This window comes from Flavobacterium aeripolare (assembly GCF_013294025.1).
GTDB lineage: Bacteria > Bacteroidota > Bacteroidia > Flavobacteriales > Flavobacteriaceae > Flavobacterium.
Genome location: NZ_JABSNL010000014.1, coordinates 52,564 through 70,850, shown reverse-complemented (window position 1 = coordinate 70,850; position 18,287 = coordinate 52,564). Strand labels below are relative to the sequence as shown.

Sequence of the window (18,287 nt, the reverse complement as noted above, 5' to 3'; positions counted from 1 at the left end):
GGGCTTTAGACTACTAGGTGATTTTTTATTATTAACTATTGATAAAAACGCAATGTTAATCTCTTCAAATTTATTAGCTCTAGGCACACGGCCCAAAGCCGATAGCCTAAACTATCGAATAAATCCTACTCCTGCTGTTGTATTGGTTGCTGCATCGATTAAGATAAAAGCACCATTTGATTTATTATCGTTGTAAGCATCAAAATAAATTGCTTTACTTAACTTAATATTTACTTCTCCTATTTCGTTAATTGCTAATTGAGACGCTTCTGTTGTTCCTGAAAAATCAGTTGCGATCACGTTTTTCACGCTGTCAATTTTAGCCAAAACTCTGTTGGTGTTGTGTTGTACAAAATATTTCGCACCTGGAACCAACTTTTTACTGTCCATCCAGCATACCGTAGTATTGATATCTTTCTCCACTTTAGGCAGTTCAGATGATTTTACAATCATGTCTCCTCTAGTTACATTGATATCATTTTCTAATTCGATAGTAACAGACGAACCTACTGAAGCTTCATCAAATTGCTTATCAAAAAAGTGAATGTTGGTTACTTTCGATTCTGTTAAAGATGGCAATACCGTTACTGCATCTCCCACTTTAATATTGTTTCCGTATAATTTACCAGCGTATCCTCTGAAATCGTGGTACTCTTCTGTTTTTGGTCGGATAACTGTTTGCACTGGGAAACGTGCTTTCCCTTTTTCATACACATCTGCAGGCTCTAAAGCCTCTAAGTGTTCTAGGATTGTTTGTCCTTCGTACCAAGGCATTCCGCCTAAAGATTCCACGACATTATCACCCGTCAAAGCACTCAACGGAATGTAACTTACGTTTTGCTCTTTGAAAGTACTTTTGGCGTTTAATGCTTCAAAGTCGGCTTTAATTTTATTAAAAACCTCTTCAGAATAATCAACTAAATCCATTTTATTTATAGCAACAATCACCTCTTTTACTCTCAATAAATTATTGATAAAAAAGTGACGGTACGTTTGCTCAATAACCCCTTTACGAGCATCAATCAAAATGATCGAAACTTGCGAAGTCGAAGCTCCTGTAACCATGTTGCGCGTGTACTCAACATGTCCTGGAGTATCAGCAATGATGTAACTTTTCTTAGCAGTCGAAAAATAAATGTGCGCTACATCAATCGTGATTCCTTGTTCTCTCTCAGCCACTAATCCATCAGTAGCCAACGAAAAATCAAGATAATCATATCCCTTTTGCTTGCTGCTTTTTTCAATTGCTTCTAATTTATCTGTAGTCAGGGATTGTGTATCGTATAATAATCTTCCGATTAAAGTACTTTTCCCGTCATCTACACTTCCTGCTGTTGCTATTTTTAAAACTTCCATTTTATATTTTTTGTTTCAGGGTTTAAAGTTTAAGGTTTCAAGTTTCGTTGATTGCCCTTGTACAAATCTTTAAATCTGAATGTTTTTATTTACATCTTATATCCAGAACTTTCTCTGAATTATATTTTAACCTTATGAATGAAGCTAAATCGTATAATATCTCTATTGAAATAATCTACTCCATTTGATCTTTCTTGAAAACTATTTAAGTACCCTAATTCTAAAGCAATGACTGGACTAACTCCCACTTGTACTGCTGCATAAATTCGGTTTTGATCGAATGTATTTTTGATAATTTTGTTTCCGCCATTAATCATTATTTCATCCGATAAAATGCCTTTTAGATACTTCTTATCTGTCTTCCAAAAAGTATAATCTCCTTGGATTCGGTATCTAAATCTCAAGTAAAACGTGGTTCCATCTTCAAGCATTATTTTACTTGCATTATGAACAAACCGTTCTTCTATCATATACCGATGTGTCAAATTTACTTTTCCTAAAGTCTGTTTCACGGTTGCATCTTGCTGAAAACGATATTCAGGAATATGCAAACCCGTTTTAACCTCAGGATCTTGTGTCGCAACTGAGAAGTAGGCAAAACCTGCACCCAGCTCTAGCTTGTCAGTTATCTTATCTCTCACTTGAACCCTACTCACAAAAGTGTTTTGAGTAACTGGATTTATAAAAATTCGATTATCAATCTCAGTATGAACAGACCATTTATTATTTAATTCCAGCTGATTATAATATCTAAACCATAGTAAACTTTGCTTGTCGACATTTTTCTCAGTTTGAGCTTGTATTCCAATACTAAACAGCAATACACCCAAAAGAAATTTCACGGACTTCATTCTAAAAGTATCCTTGTTGTTTTCTTTTCTCCATCGCTGCCTCCGAACGTTTATCGTCAATTCGAGCACCTCTTTCAGAGATTGTCGAAGCTCTAATTTCGCCTACTACTTCTGAGATTGTTGCTGCATACGAATCAACTGCTGCAGTACAGCTCATATCACCCACTGTTCTAAAACGAACAATGCGCTCTTCAATTTCTTCGTTTTCTTCTTGGTACACATAAGGAGAGTGTGACCAAATCATTCCGTCTCTCAAGAATACTTTGCGCTTGTGTGAGAAGTAAATTGATGGAATCTCGATTTGCTCTTGTTCGATATAACTCCAAACATCTAATTCTGTCCAGTTTGAAATAGGAAAAACACGTACGTTTTGTCCATTTTCGATTTTACCATTCAATAAATCAAACAATTCTGGACGTTGGTTTTTTTCATCCCATTGACCAAAGTCATCACGAACAGAAAAAATACGCTCTTTAGCTCTCGCTTTTTCTTCATCACGACGAGCTCCACCAATACAAGCATCAAATTTAAACTCTTCGATTGCATCAAGTAAAGTTGTTGTTTGTAAACTGTTTCTACTAGAATATTTCCCAGTTTCTTCAACTACTTTCCCTTCGTCGATAGCATCTTGTACATTACGAACAATCAACTCTAGCCCTAATTCTTTAACTAATCGGTCTCTAAATTCAATGGTCTCCGGAAAATTATGCCCGGTATCCACGTGTAATAATGGAAAAGGAATTTTAGCAGGGAAAAATGCTTTTTGCGCCAATCTTACTAAAGTGATTGAATCTTTTCCTCCAGAAAAAAGCAATACTGGCTTATCAAATTGAGAAATCACTTCTCTAAAGATGTATATTGCTTCGCTTTCTAATGCGTTTGTTTTTAATATTGAACTCATGTCTTTTGTTTAAAAGTTTCAGGTTTAAAGTTTCAAGTTATTGCAACCCAAATAAATCCCTTAACTATTTATATTTTTCTAATTACTTTTTACTTCTCACTAATTACTACTTCCCGTGCAAACCACATTCTTTGTGACTGGATTCCCACCACCATCTTCCGGCTCTAATGTCTTCACCTTCGGCAATTGCTCTGGTACATGGCGCACAACCTATACTTACAAATCCTTTTTTATGCAAGGCGTTTTGTGGCACGTTGTTTTTTTCTAAATAATCTTCCACATCTTTCAATGTCCATTTTAATAATGGATTGAACTTGATGATTTCGAATTTAGAATCATATTCGAAAAGATGCAAATCATGTCTATTTTCTGATTGCTCTGCTCTTAATCCTGTAATCCAAACTGAATTTCCTTTTAAAGCTTTAGTCAATGGTTCTACTTTTCGAATAAAACAACACTCTTTTCTGTTTTCCACAGATTCATAGAAACTATTTGGACCTTTTGCATTCAATAAGTTTTGCACAGCTGTAGCTTCAGGAAAATAAACTTCGATATGTTTTTTATACTTCTTCAATGTTTTATGAAAAACATCATAGGTCTCTTGAAACAACCGACCCGTATCTAAAGTAAAAATAGTGATGGCAGTATTGCTATTTGCAATCAACGCAGTAATAACTTGATCTTCTTGCCCGAAAGATGTAGAAAAAACCACCTTATCTTTATATTCCTCTGCCAAAAAAGCAAAAGTCTCTTCAATTGAAAAGTCTTTTGTTTTGTCTATTAATGCTTGTACTATTATTGCGCTCATTTGTCTAATTTAATAAAAAATCTATTACCCTATCGGATTAGTAGATTAGATTACAAAAGTAACACTTAAATCCTAACAAAAAAATAAAAACAAGTATTTTATTTACTCTCTAATTTTGGCTGAAGTCTTAAACAATAGCGGTTTACAGCAGTTATTAAATATTTCTAAAAAATACTGCTCTCCAAATTACTATTTCAAAATACAACGTCTATTTCAATAACATATTCGCAAAATTGAATAAAAATATTCATTAGTCTACTTCCCCTATAGGATAATAATAAAATAGTAGTTAATTTTGTCCAAAATATTTTGTTATGGATTTTCAGTTGGGTTTGATCATTGCAGGTTTAACGGTAGGCTTTATAGTGGGACTCACAGGTGTAGGTGGTGGCTCATTAATGACTCCTATATTATTGTGGTTTGGCATCCCACCCACAACTGCCGTAGGTACTGATTTACTTTATGCCGCTTTCACAAAAATGGGAGGTATCTATGTGCACCATAAAAAGAACAACATTAATTGGAAAATAACTGGATGGCTTTCTCTTGGAAGTGTACCAGCGGCATTAATTACCTTATGGATTTTACATAGTATAAAGGCGGATATCTCCTCATTGAATTCGGTAATCAAATATAGTTTGGGTTGGGCACTTCTATTTACTTCAATAGCGGTATTGTTCAAGAAAAAATTATTGGCTATCTCACAAAAACATTCTGGAAACAAATTTCACACTGAAAGTCGTACTCAAAATTGGTTAACTGTGGCGATTGGAGTATTGCTAGGAGCTACGGTGACTTTAACTTCTATTGGCGCAGGAGCTTTAGGGACAGTGACATTGTTCTTTTTATACCCACTATTAGCAACACCTAAATTAGTGGGTACCGAAATAGCTCATGCCGTTCCCTTAACTTTAGTCGCAGGACTTGGTCATGCTAGTATGGGAAATTTAGATTTGGGTTTACTAGCGCAATTACTAATGGGGTCGCTACCAGGAATATTTATAGGAAGCATGTTAAGCGGTAAAGTTCCTGATTTATTTTTACGAAATGCAATTGCAGGAATGTTATTCTTTGTAGGTTACAAATTAGTTTTCATGGCTTAAATAAAAATTTAAGATGTGAAAAGCCCCTTACTATACAATAGCAAGGGGCTTTTTATATTTTAATTACAAACAGATTCACACATTTAAAAGGCGATATCTGCCAGCGTATTATTCTCTAATATTTGCAATGTATTGTCTCTTACTTCAGTCATTAATTTTCGAACTGCGCAAGAAACCTCATCTTGACAGTCGTCACACTTTTCATAAAAATTATGACTAGCACATGGCAGTAAGGCAATCGGTCCTTCAAGGATTCGGTATACTTTGGCCATATTGATATCCTTTGGCTCTTTGATTAAATAATAACCTCCGCCTTTTCCTTTTTTAGCACCTAGAAAACCCGAATGACGTAATAGCAATAATATACTTTCTAAAAACTTAACAGAAATATTTTCACTTTTTGCAATATCAGCAATGGCAACCGGTGTTTGATCTTCTTGGCGAGCCAAAAAAGTCAAAGCTTTGATTCCGTATTTAGTTTTCTTTGAAAGCATTTAATGGATTTTAAATTCCGGATTAACAAATTACAAATTTTGTTCTAAAATTGCATCACAAACCAAATGTATAAAATCTTTTTCGACATACATCAAATGGTCATTATTTTTATTGATTTCAGGAACAATTTGACAATTAAGAAACCAACTCCCATCAGGTTTGTATTCATCCCATTCCCCAAAATACAATTGCACTTGGCAATTAGGCACTTGGGTTTCATACCGCAATCTAGTTGAAGATACTGCAACCAAGTCACTAACTTTTAATCCTTTTAAAGCTGCTTTCCAAGCAATAGTCCCACCAACACTAAAAGCTAGAATTTTGATTTCTCCTTTTTCTTTATTCAATAAACTTTGGACTGCAATTTCAATTCCACTATTCACAAATTGATCGTGGAGATTTTGTTCCGTAAAAATAGTTTTATCAATCCCACCCAATTCACAACAATCATAGTACTGAATTTCAAAATTATCTCTTAATAATTCTACATAATCCGAAACCCAAGTCGATTTGTCTCTTCCCCACAAATCCGATAAAATAATTAATCTTGATTTCATAAAAAGATAAGCTGTCGGATTTAAATTGTTGTTTCAAAATCTTTTAGAGATCGACCATCGGTAAGTTTCCACTCCGTTTGTCCATTAGCACTCCTCCCCATTAAAGTAGCTGCTGCGTAAGATGGGCTGCTAAATATATAATCCTCAACAAATTCATAGTAATCTCCTTTATCAACTAGCAAACCATTCTCTATAAGTTTTTGCCTGTTTTTTACAAGACTAGGACTTAATGAAGCCGTAATTAAATGCGCTGCCTTTGACCCTTTAAAAATAAGAAAACCATCCGGAGTTGGTTCACCTTGACCCTCTGCACCACGAGCTGCTTTTATATAAAAAACATCCTGCTTCACTTGAACTCTTACAATTCTTTTTTCATCAAAAACTTTATGCCCTAATGTATTGACCAATATTTTGACATAACCTATAAATTCTTCCATTTCAGCTCTATCCGATTCTGAAATCGATGATTGAGTAGGAATTATTGAATTCTCAACTTTATACCGTTTAGAAGTTACGGCTATATCGTGAAGTCTATTTTCTAGATATTTAATATGAGCCTTATTGAGATTGTCATCTTTAGATATAAAAATAATAGCTTCATTCCAAAATTCCTTTCCGCTTAAATGTTGTTTTAACCTACTAAAAACAGATTCGGCTTCACCTATATAAACCAAATCATTGTCTTCATCATCTTTACCGAAAAGTAAATAGATTCCAGTATTATTCAAATCATCTCTATCTGAACATTCTTTTATATTGATTCTCGGAATTTTATACGCCTTGCCTGTCCAGTTAGAAAGTTCACAACTCATACGTCCATTCGAATCTCCGTCTATCAAAAATATTTTAATTGTCTTACCTAGTGCCATATTTAATTTAAAAAAACTAAGGTAATACTTTAAATCTAAAAGTAGAATTAGAGAATCCACAATATAACCACAAAACCCACAGCTGTTAACTATGGGTTTTAAAATGATTGTATTCTACTATAAAATCTAACTTAAAGCCTGATTTAAATCTGCAATGACATCAGCGACTGTTTCTAATCCTACAGACACACGTACCAAACCATCTGTAATACTAACTTTTAAGCGTTCCTCCACTGATAATTTACTATGCGTTGTAGAGGCAGGATGTGTAACAATGGTTCTTGTGTCACCTAAATTTGGCGAAAGCGAACACAGTTTTATCTTATCTAAAAAATTTCGACCTGCTTCTAATCCACCTTTTATTTCGAAAGTGACAATGTTACCACCAGCTTTCATTTGTTTTTTGGCAATTTCATGTTGTGGATGCGATCTCAAAAACGGATATTTCACTTTATTTACATTGGGATGCTGCTCTAAGAACTCAGCAACTTTCAATGCATTTTCGCAATGTCTGTCTAATCGAATAGCCAAAGTCTCCAAACTTTTGGACAATACCCAAGCATTAAACGGTGATAATGATGGGCCTGTTAATCGGCTGAATAAGTATATCTTCTGAATCAACTCAGGATCTCCCACTGTTACTCCGCCCAAAACACGACCTTGCCCGTCCATTAATTTCGTAGCCGAATGCACTACTAAATGTGCTCCCCATTTTATAGGTTGCTGCAAATAAGGCGTCGCAAAACAATTATCGATTATTAAAATCAGATTGTGCTTTTTGGCAATATTCCCCAGCAATTCTAGATCGATAATATCAACCGCAGGATTTGTTGGTGATTCTGCAAAAAGAATCTTTGTATCTGGGGTGATGAAACTCTCGATAGTTTCTGGTTTATTGATGTCAAAATAGGATGTTTGAATGTTCCATTTTGGAAAATAGTTCACAAACAAAGAATGCGTCGCTCCAAAAACACTGCTTGACGAGACAATATGATCACCAGATTGCAATAAAGCAGCCATGGTTGAATACACCGCAGCCATTCCTGAAGCAAAAGCAAAACCAGCAGTTGCACCTTCCATTTTACATACCTTTTCTACAAACTCGTTAGTATTTGGATTGCTGTAGCGGCTGTAGATATTTCGGTCTTTTTCTTCGGCAAAGGAGGCACGCATGTCTTCGGCATCTTCAAATACAAAACTTGAAGTTAAGTACAAAGGAACCGAATGTTCTAAATATTGTGTGCGTTCTAATTGGGTGCGGATGGCTTCGGTTTCAAAACCGAAATTATTATTTTCCATAAAATAGCCCCCTCACCCCCAAAGGGGGAATTGATACTGGGGTGATTTAAATTGTTACTAAATATTATTAATTCTCTCAGATTGTGGTTTTCACCATAATCTATAACGTTCCCCCTTCGGGGGTTAGGGGGATTCCATTTAAAACCACTTTGTAATGTATCGTCGCCGTTGGTTCTAAAGTTTTAGAAACCGAGCAATATTTATCAAAAGAAAGTTGTGCCGCTTTCGCAGCTTTTTCTTCTACTATTTTTCCTTCCAAATGAAACACTAAGTAAATGTCTTTAAAAGGTTTTGCTTCACCCACTTGTACACGTTCTCCCTCTACCTCTGCTTTGAAAGAGGTAATTTCTTGACGTTGCTTTTTTAAGATCGAAATCATATCAATGGCGCTACATCCAGCAACACCCATCAATACTAATTCCATTGGGCTTGGTCCTTGATCATCGCCACCAAATTCTGGACGGCTGTCTACATTTACTATATGTCCTCTTTCGTTTTTTAATTCGAAATGGAAATTGTCGTTTACTCTATTTAATGTAATTTTCATATTTATCCCCTCCCCAACCCTCCCCGAAGGGAAGGGAGCCAAGACTGGAGGTAAGTCCCTATTTAAATTAGTATATAGTTTTCATATTCATTTTAAACCCTATTTATTCAGAAATCATAAGTCGCTAATCTACAATCCTTTATTCCCCCTTCGGGGGTTAGGGGGATTTTATCCCTTATCCGACAATCTCAAAATATCTCCAAAAACACCCCTCGCAGTAACTGCAGAACCGGCTCCGGCTCCTTGTATTACGATTGGACGATCTCCATATGATTCTGTGTAAATTTCGAAGAAAGAATCAGAACCTTTAAGTCCACCCAAAGCAGTATCCGAAGGTACGGAAACTAATTTTACTTCCAAAATTCCTTTGTCATGTTGTAAATCTCCAGACAACTCCCCTATGTATCTTAAAACGTGATTTGGTTTTTGATCTTTCTTTATTTTATCATAAATAGGATCAAACTCTTTCAATTTAGTCAAGAAATCGGCAGCGCTACCTTCACGTAAGTGTTCCGGAATTAAATTTTGGATAGCAACCTCATCAAACTCGTTTTGTAAATCCAACTCTCTAGCTAAAATTAATAACTTTCGACCTACATCATTCCCACACAAATCTTCTCTTGGGTCGGGCTCTGTGAATCCACTATCAATTGCTTCTTTTAATATTTCGCTGAACGGAACATCCTTAGCAGAAAAATGATTGAACAAATAACTCAAAGTTCCTGAGAAAACCCCTTTAATTTTTGTAATGTTTTCACCCGAAAGGTGTAGCAACTTGATAGTATCGATAAGCGGTAAACCGGCACCAACATTGGTTTCGTACAAATAATTCTTTTGATTTTCGGCTAGTACATTTCGCAATTCTTTATAAAAACCATAACTCAAAGTGTTAGCTACTTTATTAGACGAAATCAAATCAAAACTATGCTCTGCTAACGGGATATAATTTTCTACAAAAGTAGCACTCGCAGTATTGTCAACTGCGATCAAATTCTCTAAATGATGTTCGTTTGCATAAGCGATAACATCATCAATAGTGTACGAAGCGCCATTAGTATCAATTTGGTTTTTCCAATCAGCGGCAACTCCGTTTTTATTTAAAAGTACTTTCTTAGAGTTGGCGATAGCAAAAACATTCAGCTTAATATCTTTTCTTTTTTCGATGGCTTTTGCCGATTCCAGAATTTGGTTAATCAATGTTCCTCCCACTAATCCATGTCCGAAAATGGCAATATTAATTTTCTTGGCTACACCAAAAATCTCTCCATGAATTACGTTTAACGCTTTGTTGAGCTCTGATTTTTTCACCACCAAACTTACATTTTTGCCTGTAACGGTATTATTGAATAAGATAGGAACGATTTTGTTTTTGATCAAAGCGGTATAAGGCTTATGAAACGTACTCAAATCTTGACCAATTATCGAAATCACCGATACATTGTCAACTACCGTAATTTTATTCACATCCTTAGAATAGAAGTCATTTTCGAATTCTTTTTCTAATTCGATCATGGCTTTTGTGGCTTTGTCAGCCGCTACTACAAGGCCTATTCCTCGTTCTGACGAACCTTGCGAAATGATACTTACACTAATGTCATTATCACCCATTACTTTAAAAATACGGGCATCAACACCAGTTTTCCCTAACAATCCTCTTCCTTCAAGATTAACCAAAGACACATTCTCTAAAACAGACAAGGTTTTAATTCCGCTTGCGTTAGAGTTTGACGTAATTAGTGTTCCTTTATTTTCATGATTGAACGTATTCAAAATACGCAGTGGAATATTTTTTTCTAGCAACGGAATGATTGTTTTGGCGTGCAAAATATTCGCCCCAAAATTGGCCATTTCATTCGCCTCGTTATAAGATAAGGATTCGATTTTTTTAGCATCAAGAACCAACTCAGGATTGGCCGTGTATATTCCGTCTACGTGTGTGAAGTTTTGCAATTCTTCGGCATTGATATAATTTGCGATCAAAGAAGCCGTATAATTACTTCCGTTTCTCCCTAGCGTCGTGGTTTCTTGTTTTGCATTCGAACCAATAAAACCTGTAAGCACTAAAACCGAATCTTTATTATCTCTAAAAACTTGGATAATATTCTTTTTCGAAATCGCATCTAAAGGTTGCGCATCACCAAAGTTGGAATCGGTAATAATTAGTTCTCTTGTATCAGCTAGCTTTGCAGGAATGTTTTTTTGGTTTAACAAAAACACCACTAGTTTTGCTGCAAGCACTTCTCCTTGCGCTAGTACTTGGTCTTTTATTTTGTCGCTATAATCACCAATCAAGCTTACGCCTTCAAATAGTTTGTCCAGTTTATCAAACTCTGCCGAAAAATCGACTGCATTAAAACCATCCTTTTGGTAGGTTTTAAAACTTTCGAGCAATGGCTTATAATTTCCGTTTTTGGCAGCAATTGTCAAGATATCGTCTAATTCATCGGTTGCTTTCCCTCGTGCCGAAACAACAATTGCTATTTTTTCATCTTGCTTAATTTTATTCTCGATTATATTTACAACTGTATCGATACCTTCACCATTAGCTAAAGATTTTCCACCAAATTTTACTATTTTCATCTGCTTTTTATTTTTGAAAACAACTTCTAATAAATTGTCTAATTGTTCGTATTCCATCAAGAAAGCATCATGACCATGTGCAGAGTCAATTTCGCTGTAGAATACATTATTTTTAAATTTCTTGATTTCCATGTAGGTTTCTCTATTCTCCTTTGCTGTAAAAAACAAATCCGAATTGATTCCTACGATATAAATATTAGCTTCTACTCTTGAAATGATTGATTCTAATGACTCGTGATTCCGAGTAATATCAATCGTTTTTAAAAGCTGATTCATCATTTTGTAAGCCGCAAGTTGAAATCTTTTCTCTAATTTTTCTCCATGATAATTCAGCCAACTTTCCACTTGAAAAGTCTCTAGCTGTACATTGATGTCACGATTAAATTTTTCCTTGAATGACTCTGGCGTGCGGTAACACAACATGGCATGTATGCGCGCATCTTCGATTGGTTTTTTAGAATTATTCAAGATTTGCTCTTGCAAATAACAATTAGCGATCAACCAGTCTGTCGCTTTCCAATCTGTGGCGATGGGAATAAAGTTTTGCGCTAGTTTAGGCTCTAAGGCCAAAATTTCCCAGGCAATTCCACCTCCTACCGAGCCTCCGATAAGGGCAAATAAAGAATCAATCTTTAAAGCGCGAAGTCCTTCGATAAATATTCGAGCAATATCTCTAGCAATAAAATCTCTGTAGTTCTCAATGGTAGCTGAGTTGAAACCATTACCAGGCACGTCAAAGGAGACGATGGTATATTTTCGAGTATCAATTGTTTTGTCTATGCCTACAATATCATTCCACCAACCCGATTCTCCAATCACTTGAGAATTCCCTGTTAAGGCATGATTTATCACAATAATAGGTGCAGTATGCAGGGGCGCTCCAAAAACCTGATAACTTAAGTTTAAGGCAGCATAAACAGCACCATTGTGTGTGGTGAAATTTTGTATGGCTATGTGTGTTGGTTTATTTTCCAATGTCAAATCTTTTATTGAATTTGATTTGTATTTGGAAATATTAAAAAGAAAAAACTAGGTAAATACTAGAAAAATTCTTGTTGTTATCTTTCCACTTTTGGGAGTGGTAGAATGCAGCACCTTCTTCGATTTCTCAAAGGGTTGCTAAGGCTTCATCGGGTCTAATCCCTCGTCCTTTCTTTATAACATTTCAATACGTGTGTGAACTTAATGATGCAAATAAACTATTATTTTATGTAACGAGCAAATATTATTAGCCTAGTTTTCAAACTAGAAACGATCTGTAACAAAAAAACGCAAGACATCGCTGAACATAACAATTCAGAGATTACCTGCGTGTAAAACACTATTAAAAGTAGACACTAGCAATTAAATAAAAAGAGTGTCGTTTTCTTTAGAATACATCAAAAATTGCAACGAATTTGCCGCTTTTCCTATTTCTTTATCATTAAAACCAAATCTTGGGTGAACCAAATCATCTACGGTTATGTTGATTATGTTTTTTCTTGTTTTTAAACTCTTTAAAAAGTTTACTGCTTTGCTAACTGTGTTTAATGCTTTCATAATGTTTCTTTTTTTGTTTGTTAATTATTTGCGCTACTAATAAAATGCTTGTTTGCTGGTATAAAAAAACCCTTTTGATAAATACCAAAAGGGTTGAAGTTATTATAACTTTTACTTTTGGAATATGATCAGCCCACTTTTATAAATAAAATGTTCATTGAAGAATAAATATTTTTAAAAAAATGTCTTTTCATACTATCTATATTCGGTTAAAAATCTAAACTGTTTCTTGTTTTTTTATCTTGAAGCAAATTTGAAAATTTTTTTCCTGTATTCCTAATGATAATCAATATTTTAACGCGTTTTTAGGTCACTGTTAATAATATTATAACTTGAGATTGTAATTCTATAACAATTTGTTAACCTAGCACTTAGCTTTTACTACTTTTTAGGCAAAAGCACCAGAACTCTTTATTTTAATTGCTGAAATACTTGAAGTAAATCTGCTTTTAAATCGTCGATATTCTCCAAACCAACCGATAATCTTATAAGATCTTTTGACACTCCCGAACTTAGCTGTTGTTCGTCTGACAATTGCTGGTGTGTTGTGCTCGCTGGATGAATTATTAATGATTTTGTGTCTCCTATATTTGCTAAAAGCGAAAACAAAACCGTATCATCAGCTACTTTTTTTGCTGCTTCAAAACCTCCTTTTAGACCAAAGGTCACTAGTCCGTTTTGTCCCTTTGGTAAATACTGCTGCGCTAAGTCATAATATTTACTAGAAGTTAAACCAGGATAATTTACCCAAGCCACTTGTTCTTGAGATTCTAGCCATTGTGCTAATGCCAATCCGTTTTCACTGTGTTTTTGAACACGTACTGCTAAGGTCTCTAAACCTTGAATAATTTGAAAAGCATTAAACGGACTTAAAGCTGCACCATAATCACGTAAACCCTCGATACGAACTCTTGCAATAAAAGCTGCTGCTCCTAGCGCATCGTGATATACTAAACCATGATAACCTGCATTAGGAGTTGTGAATTCCGGAAAACGGCCACTACTCCAGTCAAAGGTACCAGCATCGATAATTGCTCCTCCTAGTGATGTACCGTTTCCAGAAATATATTTAGTCAGGGAATGTATTACAATATTTGCACCGTGCGCAATAGGATTTAATAAATAAGGCGAAGCGACGGTGTTATCTACCATTAGTGGAATCCTTGCCGCTTTAGCATACCTTGCAATTGCCGCAATGTCTAAAACATCTAGTTTAGGATTCCCTAAGCTTTCGATAAAAATCACCTTAGTAGTATCAGTAACCGCTTGAGCAAAATTCTCAGGATTTGAGGGATCGACAAACGTCGTTGTGATTCCTAATCTAGGTAAAGTTGACTGCAAGAGATTAAAAGTCCCACCATACAAGCTACTTGAAGCTACGATATGATCACCGGTCTTTAATATCGTCAACAAAGCCGTTGTGATAGCAGCAGTTCCAGATGCAGTCACCACAGCAGCAATTCCGCCCTCGAGTGCTGCTAAACGTTGCTCTAGAACATCGTTTGTAGGGTTATTTAAACGCGTGTAAATATATCCTGCCTCTGAAAGTGCAAATAGGTTTGCGGCATGTTCAGAATTATTGAAGACGTAAGATGATGTCTGGTAAATAGGGACCGCTCTTGTTCCTGCGTGTTTCGTTACATCATGTCCAGCATGCAGTGCATTTGTTTCAAATTTGTTTGTGCTCATAATTTTTTTAGTTGGTTATTAGGTATAAAAAAACCTCCCGTTATCTGGGAGGCTTTCTATCAAATCTTATTTATGGTTAGATTTTAAACAATAGCGCATTCCCAGGATTTCTCCTTAAACGTCATACACATCATTTGTTTAATCACTAACATTATTACTTATTTATAATTCAAAGTTGCAACGAAAAGATCAAACTACCAAACATTTTTTATCGAATTAACAAATTATAGTTTAGATGTTATTTTACACTAAAATAAGCAAGTAATGGAAGTACTTATTTTAAACTAAAAAATAGTTAAGATTAATTTGCAATTCAAAATGGTTTCATACCTTTGCGCTCTAATAAAGAGGAAAAATTTGAACTGATTGCAACCTCTTCATAATGAAACTAATTCATTGTGGATGCTGAAAAATTTCAGTAGAAAAAAAATGCTAAAGCAGAAACTCTTCTTTAGCTTTTATTGTTGCAATTCCTTTTTCTCGCTTAATTTAAAAATACTATTTATTATGGCTTATTTATTTACGTCAGAATCTGTGAGTGAGGGACATCCAGACAAAATTGCAGATCAAATATCAGACGCACTAATTGATAACTTTTTAGCATTTGATGCTAATTCAAAAGTAGCATGTGAAACTTTAGTAACTACAGGTCAAGTTATATTGGCTGGAGAAGTTAAATCAAATACATACCTAGACGTACAGCATATTGCTCGTGAAGTAATCAGAAAAATTGGTTACACAAAAAGCGAATACATGTTTGAAGCAAATTCTTGTGGAATCCTTTCGGCTATTCATGAGCAATCAGCAGATATCAACCAAGGAGTAGACCGTTCTAGCCCAGAAGAGCAAGGAGCAGGTGACCAAGGAATGATGTTTGGTTACGCTACAAATGAGACTAAAAACTACATGCCACTAGCATTAGATTTGTCTCATAAATTATTACAAGAACTAGCTTTATTAAGACGTGAAAACAGTGAAATCACTTACCTACGTCCTGATGCTAAATCACAAGTTACACTAGAATATAGCGACGACAACAAGCCTACAAGGATTGATGCTATCGTTATTTCTACACAACATGATGATTTTGACGAAGAGCAAACGATGCTTGCGAAAATCAAGAAAGATATTATCGAAATCTTGATTCCAAGAATCATTGCAAAAAACCCAGATAGCGCACACTTATTTAACGACACAATTCAATACCATATTAACCCAACAGGGAAATTTGTAATTGGAGGTCCTCACGGTGATACCGGTTTAACTGGTAGAAAAATTATTGTTGATACTTACGGTGGTAAAGGAGCTCACGGTGGTGGTGCTTTCTCTGGTAAAGATCCAAGTAAAGTAGATAGAAGTGCCGCTTATGCTACACGTCATATCGCTAAAAATCTAGTTGCTGCAGGTGTAGCAGACGAAATTTTAGTACAAGTTTCTTACGCTATTGGTGTTGCAAAACCAATGGGGATTTTTATAGAAACTTACGGTACTGCTAAGGTAAATTTAACTGATGGAGAAATCGCTAAAAAAGTAGAAGCTATTTTTGATATGCGCCCTTACTTTATCGAGCAACGTTTGAAATTAAGAAACCCTATCTATAGCGAAACTGCTGCTTACGGGCACATGGGACGTACACCAGAAACCGTTTCTAAAACATTTTCTGCTCCAGGTGGATTAACAAAAACAGTTGAAGTAGAATTGTTTACATGGGAGAAATTAGATTTTGTTGACCAAGTAAAAACAGCTTTTGGGTTGTAAAAAACACTTGACATTATATACAAAAACGGCTATCTAACAAGGTAGCCGTTTTTTTTTACCCCTTACTACTCCTGATCTAATCAAAGCGCGATACTGATTTAAAACACAAACAACTTTGTTAAAAATTAGCATGAATAACCTTCAATTCATCTACGGAACATTACACTACTGATATATACATAAGGTGAATTACAGCTTTTGAATCTAAAAAAAACGTTGAAAATTTTCTATATTGACTCCTAATTTTTAGCTATTTTTACATCAGAAGGAATTATCAATTATAAAATCGCAATACCGTAATGCACATAGCAGTAGCAGGAAATATAGGATCAGGAAAAACAACATTGACGCGTTTACTAGCTAAACAATTTAAATGGGAGCCACATTATGAGGACGTCGTAGACAATCCTTACTTAGATGATTTTTACCACCAGATGGAGCGCTGGTCTTTTAACTTACAAATTTATTTCTTGAACAGCCGTTTTCGTCAAGTGATGCAAATACGTGAAAGCGGAAAAAAGATCATCCAAGACAGAACAATATATGAAGATGCACACATTTTTGCACCTAACCTACATGCTATGGGGTTAATGACAAATCGTGATTTTCAAAACTACTCTTCTTTATTTGAATTGATGGAGTCAACGGTAAAAGCACCTGATTTATTGATCTATTTGAGAAGCTCAATACCCAATTTAGTGGGACAAATTCACAAGAGAGGAAGAGAATATGAGAATTCTATTTCTATCGAATATTTAAGCCGCTTAAACGAGCGTTACGAAGCATGGATTCATACCTACGACCGTGGTAAACTATTAATCATTGATGTTGATAATATTAATTTTGTAGACAATCCTGAGGATTTAGGTACTATTTTCAATAGAATTGACGCTGAAATTAATGGTCTATTCTAATTAAGTACAAAAACAATATAGAAAATGCGTTGCAAATAATTATTTGCAACGCATTTTTTTTAAACGTAAGCTGCGTGCAAGGAGTCGTTAACTGAGCTGTGCTAAGCTAGCTACAATTACGCTTTTAAAAACTATAAAGCCGACTAACATTTTCTACTTACTCATAAAAAAAAAGCGATACTCACATTAGAGTATCGCTTTTTCAATATAGTGTGCAATAAATTATTTAATACTAAATAATCCAGCTGGTTTGTTTTCAATTTCGTTGAAACGGTCAGTACATTTTTTAATAATGTCATGAGCTTCTGTAACATCACCCCATCCACCTACTTCAACAGTCTTGTTTTCTAGATCTTTATACACTTGGAAAAAGTGCTCAATTTCTTTAATTAAATGAGGATTTACATCAGATAAATCATTTAATGAATTCCAGATAGGATCTGAAACTGGTACACAAATAACTTTTTCATCTGGTCCTTTATCGTCAGCCATATGGAAAACTCCAATAGGTTTCACTTCCATAACACATCCAGGAAAAGTAGGCTCAGTAAGCAATACTAATACATCTAATGGATCTCCGTCTAAAGCTAATGTTTCAGGAATGAATCCGTAATCAGCAGGGTACATCATTGAAGAATAAAGCATTCTATCAAAACGCATTCTTTTAATTTCAAAATCGTACTCGTATTTATTTCTACTTCCTCTTGGAATTTCGATTAAAACATCGAAAGTGGTTATTTTTTCTGTACTCATTATATTATGTTATTATCTAATTTTTCATTTTATAGCGGTTGCAAAAGTAGTTTAAAATCCTATTTCTTACAACAATTATTACTGCTATTACTTGCTACAGTATTGAATACCTTAATTTAAACCTTATTTCAGGACTAATTTAGAAGTATTTCAAGCCCTTTTAGTGTTGGTTATACCTTCTATATCACCATTAAAACTTCAATCTCCCCTATAACAACTAAATGTCGTAGCCCAGATAGCAACGGCATCCTTTTTAAGAGGTGACTTT

At 34.9% G+C, this 18,287-nt stretch carries 16 protein-coding genes and 1 riboswitch; of the genes, 3 read left to right on the top strand and 13 right to left on the bottom strand.

Annotation, left to right across the window (positions count from 1 at the left end; genetic code table 11):
• Positions 1-111: 111 nt before the first annotated feature.
• From HNQ00_RS14805 to HNQ00_RS14790, 4 genes are all read right to left on the bottom strand, one after another.
• Complete coding sequence (locus HNQ00_RS14805) at positions 112-1,356, bottom strand: sulfate adenylyltransferase subunit 1 (RefSeq protein ID WP_173839284.1); 1,245 nt, start codon at positions 1,354-1,356, stop codon at positions 112-114.
• A 119-nt stretch (positions 1,357-1,475) separates the two neighbouring features.
• Positions 1,476-2,207 carry a DUF2490 domain-containing protein gene (locus HNQ00_RS14800; protein WP_173839283.1) on the bottom strand — a complete coding sequence of 244 codons (732 nt, stop codon included), beginning with the start codon at positions 2,205-2,207 and terminating at the stop codon, positions 1,476-1,478.
• Between the two features lies 1 nt (position 2,208).
• Positions 2,209-3,108 (bottom strand): sulfate adenylyltransferase subunit CysD, encoded by a 900-nt coding sequence (gene cysD, locus HNQ00_RS14795; protein ID WP_173839282.1) that lies wholly within the window; start codon positions 3,106-3,108, stop codon positions 2,209-2,211.
• Between the two features lie 106 nt (positions 3,109-3,214).
• On the bottom strand, positions 3,215-3,916 hold the full coding sequence (locus HNQ00_RS14790) for a phosphoadenylyl-sulfate reductase (protein WP_173839281.1): 702 nt from the start codon (positions 3,914-3,916) through the stop codon (positions 3,215-3,217).
• 314 nt (positions 3,917-4,230) lie between these two features.
• Here HNQ00_RS14790 and HNQ00_RS14785 point away from each other — a divergent pair, with 314 nt between their 5' ends.
• Complete coding sequence (locus tag HNQ00_RS14785; RefSeq protein WP_173839280.1) at positions 4,231-5,019, top strand: sulfite exporter TauE/SafE family protein; 789 nt, start codon at positions 4,231-4,233, stop codon at positions 5,017-5,019.
• Between the two features lie 83 nt (positions 5,020-5,102).
• Here HNQ00_RS14785 and HNQ00_RS14780 read toward each other — a convergent pair whose 3' ends face one another.
• From HNQ00_RS14780 to HNQ00_RS14745, 8 genes are all read right to left on the bottom strand, one after another.
• Positions 5,103-5,513: an RrF2 family transcriptional regulator gene (locus tag HNQ00_RS14780; RefSeq protein ID WP_173839279.1), complete on the bottom strand. Its 411-nt coding sequence runs from the start codon at positions 5,511-5,513 to the stop codon at positions 5,103-5,105.
• A gap of 30 nt (positions 5,514-5,543) precedes the next feature.
• Positions 5,544-6,071, bottom strand: coding sequence for an alpha/beta hydrolase (locus tag HNQ00_RS14775; RefSeq protein ID WP_173839278.1), 528 nt, complete (start codon positions 6,069-6,071; stop codon positions 5,544-5,546).
• 20 nt (positions 6,072-6,091) lie between these two features.
• Positions 6,092-6,940, bottom strand: coding sequence for a GIY-YIG nuclease family protein (locus tag HNQ00_RS14770; RefSeq protein ID WP_173839277.1), 849 nt, complete (start codon positions 6,938-6,940; stop codon positions 6,092-6,094).
• Between the two features lie 126 nt (positions 6,941-7,066).
• On the bottom strand, positions 7,067-8,239 hold the full coding sequence (locus HNQ00_RS14765; protein ID WP_173839276.1) for a trans-sulfuration enzyme family protein: 1,173 nt from the start codon (positions 8,237-8,239) through the stop codon (positions 7,067-7,069).
• 100 nt (positions 8,240-8,339) lie between these two features.
• Positions 8,340-8,786 (bottom strand): OsmC family protein, encoded by a 447-nt coding sequence (locus HNQ00_RS14760; protein WP_173839275.1) that lies wholly within the window; start codon positions 8,784-8,786, stop codon positions 8,340-8,342.
• Positions 8,787-8,954: 168 nt separating this feature from the next.
• Positions 8,955-12,341, bottom strand: a complete 3,387-nt coding sequence (gene thrA / locus HNQ00_RS14755) for a bifunctional aspartate kinase/homoserine dehydrogenase I (RefSeq protein WP_173839274.1) — start codon at positions 12,339-12,341, stop codon at positions 8,955-8,957.
• Positions 12,342-12,421: 80 nt separating this feature from the next.
• Positions 12,422-12,530, bottom strand: a riboswitch (SAM riboswitch).
• 180 nt (positions 12,531-12,710) lie between these two features.
• Positions 12,711-12,905: a hypothetical protein gene (locus HNQ00_RS14750; RefSeq protein WP_173839273.1), complete on the bottom strand. Its 195-nt coding sequence runs from the start codon at positions 12,903-12,905 to the stop codon at positions 12,711-12,713.
• Between the two features lie 411 nt (positions 12,906-13,316).
• Positions 13,317-14,594, bottom strand: a complete 1,278-nt coding sequence (locus HNQ00_RS14745; RefSeq protein WP_173839272.1) for an O-acetylhomoserine aminocarboxypropyltransferase/cysteine synthase family protein — start codon at positions 14,592-14,594, stop codon at positions 13,317-13,319.
• 507 nt (positions 14,595-15,101) lie between these two features.
• Here HNQ00_RS14745 and metK point away from each other — a divergent pair.
• Both metK and HNQ00_RS14735 read left to right on the top strand, forming a co-directional pair.
• Positions 15,102-16,352 carry a methionine adenosyltransferase gene (gene metK, locus HNQ00_RS14740; RefSeq protein WP_173839271.1) on the top strand — a complete coding sequence of 417 codons (1,251 nt, stop codon included), beginning with the start codon at positions 15,102-15,104 and terminating at the stop codon, positions 16,350-16,352.
• Between the two features lie 299 nt (positions 16,353-16,651).
• Entirely contained in the window at positions 16,652-17,266 is a 615-nt protein-coding gene (locus HNQ00_RS14735) for a deoxynucleoside kinase (protein WP_173839270.1), read from the top strand.
• Positions 17,267-17,488: 222 nt separating this feature from the next.
• On the opposite strand, the gene HNQ00_RS14730 is transcribed toward HNQ00_RS14735, so the two are convergent.
• A complete protein-coding gene (locus HNQ00_RS14730; protein ID WP_173839269.1) occupies positions 17,489-18,019 on the bottom strand; it encodes an inorganic diphosphatase in 531 nt (176 codons plus the stop codon).
• Positions 18,020-18,287 lie beyond the last annotated feature (268 nt).